General features: G+C 71.4%; 5 protein-coding genes. 4 read left to right on the forward strand and 1 reads right to left on the reverse strand.

Annotated elements, in window-relative coordinates; all coding sequences use genetic code 11:
* Nucleotides 1–1,533 (reverse strand): sensor histidine kinase (locus B9S61_RS12930; protein WP_103542384.1); only part of this gene is annotated, 1,533 nt, incomplete at its 3' end.
* Between the two features lie 172 nt (nucleotides 1,534–1,705).
* Between B9S61_RS12930 and B9S61_RS12935 the strand changes: the two genes are divergently transcribed.
* The 4 genes from B9S61_RS12935 (at nucleotide 1,706) to B9S61_RS12950 (ending at nucleotide 6,458) form a co-directional block, all read left to right on the forward strand.
* The gene (locus tag B9S61_RS12935) at nucleotides 1,706–3,097 is read left to right on the forward strand and encodes a cation:dicarboxylate symporter family transporter (protein WP_103542385.1); all 1,392 of its coding nucleotides are present in this window, start codon (nucleotides 1,706–1,708) and stop codon (nucleotides 3,095–3,097) included.
* A 204-nt stretch (nucleotides 3,098–3,301) separates the two neighbouring features.
* A complete protein-coding gene (locus tag B9S61_RS12940; RefSeq protein ID WP_103542386.1) occupies nucleotides 3,302–3,730 on the forward strand; it encodes a MerR family transcriptional regulator in 429 nt (142 codons plus the stop codon).
* A 14-nt stretch (nucleotides 3,731–3,744) separates the two neighbouring features.
* Complete coding sequence (locus tag B9S61_RS12945; RefSeq protein WP_103542388.1) at nucleotides 3,745–4,059, forward strand: co-chaperone YbbN; 315 nt, start codon at nucleotides 3,745–3,747, stop codon at nucleotides 4,057–4,059.
* Nucleotides 4,060–4,226: 167 nt separating this feature from the next.
* On the forward strand, nucleotides 4,227–6,458 hold the full coding sequence (locus B9S61_RS12950) for an AAA family ATPase (RefSeq protein WP_181007355.1): 2,232 nt from the start codon (nucleotides 4,227–4,229) through the stop codon (nucleotides 6,456–6,458).
* The last annotated feature ends 63 nt before the right edge of the window (nucleotides 6,459–6,521 follow it).

Below are 6,521 nucleotides of genomic sequence, written 5' to 3' on the forward strand. Positions count from 1 at the left end.
GCCGTGGCGGGCCACCGCCTGCTGGACGAGGGCGAGCCCCAGACCGCGCCCGCCCGGCCCGGAGGGTTTGGTGGTGAAGCCGCGCCGGAAGACCGCCTCCGCGTGGTCCGGGTCCACTCCGGGGCCGGTGTCCGAGACCCGCAGGATCAGCACCGAGCCGCCGTCCCCGGTCAGTGCCGTCACCGTCACCCGGGACCGCACCCCGCCCTGTGCCGCGTCCACGGCGTTGTCGATCAGGTTGCCGAGAATGGTCACCAGGTCCCGGGCGGGCAGCGAGTCCGGGAGCAGGCCGTCGTCCAGGCGGCTGTCGGGCGACACCTCCAGCTCCACGCCCCGCTCGTTGGCCTGGGCCGTCTTGCCCAGCAGCAGCGCCGCCAGCACCGGCTCGCTCACCGCCGCGACCACCTGGTCGGTCAGCGCCTGCGCCAGCTCCAGCTCGGCCGTCGCGAAGTCCACCGCCTCCTCCGCCCGGCCCAGCTCGATCAGCGAGACCACGGTGTGCAGCCGGTTCGCCGCCTCGTGCGCCTGCGAGCGCAGGGCCTGCGTGAAGCCGCGCTCCGAGTCCAGCTCGCCCGTCAGCGACTGGAGCTCGGTCACGTCCCGCAGCGTCACCACCGAGCCGCGCCGCTGGCCGCCGGTGACCGGCGAGGTGTTCACCACCAGCACCCGGTCCGCCGTCAGATGCACCTCGTCCACCCGGGGCTCCGAGGCGAGCAGCGAGCCCGTCAGCGGTGCCGGAAGACCCAGCTCCGCGACCGATCTGCCCACCACGTCCTCCTCCTGGTCCACTCCCAGCAGCTCCCGGCCGCCGTCGTTGATCAGCGCCACCCGGTACTGCCCGTCCAGCATCAGCAGCCCTTCGCGCACGGCGTGCAGCGCGGCCTGATGGTAGTCGTGCATGTGGCTGAGTTCGGCCGCGTTCATCCCGTGGGTGTGACGGCGCAGCCGGGCGTTGATGACGTACGTGCCGATCGCGCCGAGCGTGAGCGCTCCTGCCGCGACCGTGAGCAGCGCGGTCAGCTGCCCCTGGGCGCGCCGGCTGATCACGTCGACCCTTATGCCCGCGCTGACCAGGCCGACGATCCGGCCGCCGTCCCGGATCGGGGTGACCGCACGGACCGACGGGCCGAGGGTACCGGTGTAGGTCTCGGTGAAGGTGCGGCCCCGGATCGCCGGGGCCGTGTTGCCCCGGAAGGGCAGGCCGATCTGTTCCGGGTCGGGGTGGGTCCAGCGGATGCCCCGCGGATCCATGATCGTGACGAAGTCGACGTCGGTGTCGCGCACCACCGCCAGCGCGTACGGCTGGAGCGCCGCCGACGGGTCGGACGTACGGATCGCCTCCCGCACGGAGGGCGAGTCGGCGACCGAACGGGTCACCGCGGTGGCCTGGCGCTCGGCCGCCTCCTCGGCCTGGTCGCGGTCACTGACGTAGGTGAACAGCGCGTACCCGGCCACGACGACCGCGATGAGCACGGCCTGCATGGCGAAGAGCTGGCCCGCGAGACTTCGGGGCCGGGGGAGGGCGAGGCGCATCCCGCCAGTCTGCCCCGCGCCTCCACGGTGAACTAAATGAACGGAAGGGTGACCGCGCTCACAGGGCGCGACATAGTCACGGCGTTCCCCCAGGGCCGGACGGGCCCTGACCCATCCCCCGGACGTGAGCCGCACGCCGGTGATGCCGACGACGACGTCAAGGAGGGCCGCCGTGACCGACACAGCCGCTACGGCACCAGCCGCACCCAGAGCCAAGCGGGACCGCACGCACTATCTCTACATCGCGGTGATCATCGCGGTCGCCCTCGGTATCGCCGTCGGCCTGATCGCACCCGGCTTCGCGACCGAGCTGAAGCCGCTCGGCACCGGCTTCGTGAACCTGATCAAGATGATGATCTCGCCGATCATCTTCTGCACCATCGTGCTGGGCATCGGGTCCGTGCGGAAGGCCGCCAAGGTCGGCGCCGTCGGCGGTATCGCCCTGGGCTACTTCACGGTGATGTCCGTCGTCGCGCTCGCCATCGGTCTGGTCGTCGGCAACATCCTGGACCCGGGCACCGGCCTCGCGGTCACCGACGCGGTCAAGGAGACCGGCCAGGCGCAGGTCGACGTGGAGGCCAAGAGCACCGTCGACTTCCTGATGGGCGTCATCCCGACCACGATCGTCTCCGCGTTCACCGCCGGCGAGGTCCTGCAGACCCTGCTGATCGCCCTGCTCTGCGGCTTCGCCCTGCAGGCCATGGGCTCCGCCGGACAGCCCGTCCTGCGCGGTATCGAGCACATCCAGCGGCTGGTCTTCCGCGTCCTGGCGATGATCATGTGGGCGGCCCCGGTCGGTGCCTTCGGCGCCATCGCCGCCGTCACCGGATCGGCCGGCCTCGACGCGCTCAAGAGCCTGGCCGTGCTGATGCTCGGCTTCTACACCACCTGCGTGCTGTTCATCTTCCTGGTGCTGGGCACGATGCTGCGGGTCGTCTCCGGCGTCAACGTCTTCTCGCTCTTCAAGTACCTGGGCCGCGAGTTCCTGCTGATCCTCTCCACCTCCTCGTCGGAGTCGGCGCTGCCGCGCCTCATCGCCAAGATGGAGCACCTGGGTGTCAGCAAGCCGGTGGTCGGCATCACCGTCCCGACCGGCTACTCCTTCAACCTCGACGGCACCATGATCTACATGACCATGGCCTCGCTGTTCATCGCCGACGCCATGGGCACGCCGATGTCGATCGGCGAGCAGATCCCGCTGCTGCTCTTCCTGCTGGTGGCGTCCAAGGGCGCGGCCGGTGTCTCCGGCGCAGGTCTCGCGACGCTGGCCGGTGGCCTCCAGTCGCACAAGCCGGCCCTGGTGGACGGCATCGGCCTGATCGTCGGCATCGACCGCTTCATGAGCGAGGCCCGCGCCCTCACCAACTTCGCGGGCAACGCCGTCGCCACCGTCCTGATCGGCACCTGGACCAAGGAGATCGACCGGAGCCGGGTGGACGAGGTCCTGGCAGGCCGCGCCCCCTTCGACGAGAAGACGCTGCTCGACGACGACGGCGGGGACCCGGACGACTCCCTCGCGGAGCTGCCCGGACCGGGCGGCGAGAAGGAACTGGCCAAGGCCTGACGGCCGGCGCCACTCACAGCCCCGGGCGGCTGGGCCGACTCCCCCGTTGCTCAGCCGCCCGGTCGCTGGAGGCCCGTCGCCCGTATCCGGGCCTCCACAGCCGCCGAGCGGCCAGGCTCCGCCCCCGTGAGCCCGGCCGTTCGGCTTCCTCTGTCCCGGGACGCCCTTGCCTTGACGCCTACGTCAAGGCTTACGTTCGTCCGCATGCGAATCGGCGAGCTGGCCGCACGCGCCGGGACCACCACGCGGACGCTGCGGTACTACGAGTCACGCGGGCTGCTGTCCGCGCGACGTACCGGCAACGGATACCGGACGTACGACGAGAACGATCTGAAGCTGCTGCGGCAGATCCGCACGCTCCAGGACTTCGGGTTCGACCTGGAGGAGACCCGGCCCTTCGTGGAGTGTCTGCGGGCCGGACATCCCGAGGGCGACTCGTGCCCCGCCTCGCTCCAGGTCTACCGGCGCAAGCTGGACGAGCTCGACGCCCTGATCGGCGAGCTGCGCGCGGTGAGGGAGAAGGTCGGGCAACAGCTGGCGCGGGCGGAGTCGGCGCGGGACGAGCCGGCCGCCGACGCGGTGGCTCCGGGAGGTCCGGAGCCGGTGTGCGAACTGGGAGGGGAACTGCGGTGAGCAAGGCGAGCGGTGTGCCCGAGGTGAGTGACGCGGACTTCGCGGCGGAGGTGATCGGCTCGGAGCTTCCGGTGCTGGTGGAGTTCACCGCCGACTGGTGTCCGCCGTGCCGGCAGATGGCGCCGGTGCTGAGCGCGCTGGCCGCCGAGGAGGACGGCCGGCTGAAGGTCGTCCAGCTGAACGTGGACGCCAACCCCGATACGACCAACGCCTACAAGGTTCTGTCGATGCCGACCTTCATGGTGTTCCGTGACGGGGAGCCGCTGCGGTCGATGGTGGGGGCCAGGCCCAAGCGGCGACTCCTGGAGGAGCTGGCGGACGTGCTCTGACCTGGTACGCGAGACAAGAAAACCCCCGGGAAATTGCGCCCGGGGGTTTTCCTTGGGTATATTCATTGATTCGCGACTTCAGAAGAAGGCGTCGCGGTGAAGTTCAATGAGCACAGTATATCCGGGCGGGAGTGCAATTGTCAAACACCGAATTTCCGGACGATGAATTGCGACAGGAACAGGAATTCATCGACGGACTGTACGCACGCGTGGACGTCCTCCGCGGCGACGCCGAGGACTCCGTCACGGACGCCCTCGCCCAGGGCCACACCCCCAGGCAGGCCAGGCTGGAGCGGGACATCCTCGTCGCCGAGCGCTCCGGGCTGCTCGCCGCGCTGAACGCGGTGGACGGCTCCCTCTGCTTCGGCCGCATCGACCTCACCTCCGGCCGGACCCACCACATCGGCCGCATCGGCCTGCGCGCCGACGACGCCGAGCGCACGCCGGTCCTGATCGACTGGCGTGCCGCTGTCGCCCGCCCGTTCTATCTGGCCACCGGCCACACCACGATGGGCCTCAGGCGCCGCCGGCACATCGCCACCGAGGACCGCCGGGTCACCGGCCTGCACGACGAGATCCTCGACCTCGGCGACGCGACCCGTACCGGCCACGAGGACCCCACCGGAGACGCCGTACTGCTCGCCGCGCTCGACTCCGCGCGCACCGGCCGCATGGGCGACATCGTGCGCACCATCCAGGCCGACCAGGACCGGATCATCCGCGCACCGCACCGCGGGGTCATGGTCGTCGAGGGGGGCCCCGGCACCGGCAAGACCGCCGTCGCCCTGCACCGCGCCGCCTACCTCCTCTACGAGCATCGCGAGCTGCTGGCCCGCCGCGCCGTCCTGATCGTCGGGCCCAACCCGGCGTTCCTCGGCTACATCGGCGAGGTGCTGCCCAGCCTCGGCGAGACCGGTGTGCTCCTGGCCACCGTCGGTGAGCTGTTCCCCGGGGTGCGGACCACCCGCACGGACACTCCCGGGGCCGCCGCCGTCAAGGGCCGGGCGGAGATGGCCGACGTCCTGGCCGACGTCGTACGCGACCGGCAGGCGCTGCCCGACCCGGTGATCGCGATCGAGCACGACCGCGAGATCCTGATGCTCGACGACGGCCTGGTCAACGTCGCCCGCGAACGCACCCGCGCCGCGAAGCTGCCGCACAACGTGGCCCGGGAGCACTTCGAGGGGCACATCCTCAACGCGCTCACCGACATGGTCGCCGAACGCATCGGCACCGACCCCTACGACGGCGGCAACCTGCTCGATCCGAGCGACATCACGCAGATCCGCGACGAACTGGCCGACAACCCCGACGTCTGGTCAGCGATCGACCAGCTGTGGCCGAGGGTCACCCCGCAGCGTCTGGTCGCCGACTTCCTCGCGGCACCCGAGGGCTACCTGACCGCCGAGGACGCCGCCGCCGTCCGCCGGCCGGTCACCCGGCACTGGACCGTCTCCGACGTGCCGCTGCTCGACGAGGCGGCGGAACTCCTCGGCGAGGACGACCGGCTCGCCCGCGACCGCGCCGAGCGGGAGCGGCAGACGCAGATCGCCTTCGCGCAAGGGGTGCTGGACGTCTCGTACGCCTCGCGCACCTTCGAGTTCGAGGACAAGGAGGACGACGACCCGGACTCCTCCGAGGTGCTGTCCGCGCACGACATCATCGACGCCGAACGCTTCGCCGAACGGCACGAGGAGGACGACCACCGCAGCGCCGCCGAGCGCGCCGCCGCCGACCGCACCTGGGCGTTCGGGCACATCATCGTCGACGAGGCGCAGGAGCTCTCCCCGATGGCGTGGCGGCTGCTGATGCGGCGCAGCCCGACCCGTTCGATGACCCTGGTCGGTGACCCCGCGCAGACCTCGGAGGCGGGCGGCGTCGGCGCCTGGGCGGACATCCTCACCCCCTACGTCGAGGACCGCTGGGAGCACACCCGGCTGGGCGTCAACTACCGCACCCCGGCCGAGATCATGGACGTGGCCGCCGCGGTCGTCCGGGCCGAGCACCCCGGCTTCGAGCCGCCCGGCTCGGTGCGCTCCACGGGTGTACGTCCCTGGGCCCGCGCCACCGACGACCTGCCCGGCGCCGTCGCCGGGGCCGTCGCCGAACTCACCCCGGCCGAGGGCCGTCTGGCCGTGATCGCCCCGCGCGATCTGCACCGCGCGCTGGCCGCCCGGCTGGACGGGGTGACGGCGGGTGCCGAACCGGATCTGACGCACGACGTCGTGCTGCTCGACCCGCGCCAGGCCAAGGGGCTGGAGTTCGACTCGGTCCTCGTGGTCGAACCGGGCCGCTACGGCACCAGCGACCTGTACGTGGCCCTCACCCGCGCCACCCAGCGCCTCGGCGTCCTGCACACCGGACCCCTGCCGGGGGCGCTGGCCGACGCGATGGACTGAGCGCCGGGGGAGGGGCCGGCCTGAAGGTCAGGTTCACCGCCACCGCGAACGACGCCGACTCCC

It is taken from the genome of Streptomyces sp. SM1, from assembly GCF_002910825.1.
Classification (GTDB): Bacteria; Actinomycetota; Actinomycetes; order Streptomycetales; family Streptomycetaceae; genus Streptomyces; species Streptomyces okerensis.

Bases quoted from the DNA above. Each gene is read 5' to 3' on its own strand.
- B9S61_RS12940 (WP_103542386.1), top strand. From the start codon at position 3,302: ATGCGAATCGGCGAGCTGGCCGCACGCGCCGGGACCACCACGCGGACG.